This is a genomic window from Bacillus sp. P4_D3, from assembly GCF_056401855.1.
Map to the genome: position 1 here is coordinate 1 of NZ_JBFUIN010001134.1, position 772 is coordinate 772.

Annotated in this window: 1 protein-coding gene; it reads left to right on the forward strand. The window is 31.6% G+C overall.

Annotated elements, in window-relative coordinates:
- Positions 1-662: protein kinase family protein (locus tag AC1DTM_RS29805; RefSeq protein ID WP_477001625.1), on the forward strand; the 662-nt coding region annotated here is incomplete at its 5' end.
- Positions 663-772 lie beyond the last annotated feature (110 nt).

The window sequence follows — 772 nt, forward strand, 5'->3', positions numbered from 1 at the left end:
CTATAAAAAGAATAAAAAACTCAGTTACTATATACAATGAATTAAAACACGTTTCTCTTATAAATTTAATTGATCACTACCCTTTACAACATGGATATGTTTTAATTTTTGATTGGTTTGACGGTGAATGTCTTCACCCGCACTGGAGTTTCCCACCCCCAGCAAAATACAATGATCCTAATTCACCATTTTATAAATATAAGAGATTATCCGTTAAAAATAGGCTAATTTCATTAAATTCTATTTTTAATTTCCATACTTACGTTGAACACAACAACTATGTAGCTATTGATTTTTATGACGGTAGTATTTTGTACAACTTTAAAACTAATGAAACAAAAATTTGTGATATTGATTTATACAGTAACAAACCGTATGTAAATAAGATGGGAAGACTGTGGGGATCATCTCGTTTTATGTCACCTGAAGAGTTTCAACTTAATGCTATAATAGACGGGAAAACTAATGTATTTAATATGGGGGCTATAGCTTTCGCACTATTAGGTGGCGGGCAAGATCGTTCCTTTATGAAATGGGAAGCTAGTGAAGGCTTATATGAAGTAGCATACCGTGCTGTAAATGAAATTCGTAGTGAGCGCTATGCGTCAATGGAAGAGTTTAATAATGCATGGTTAAAAGTCTATAACGCTGAAAAGCTATAAAAACTACATACATTATAAAAGTACATGTAAAACTTGTACTTTTATAATGTATAATACATATGGGATTGAAATTCAGGATAACGGGGCATGTATTATGAACTTTGTTTACA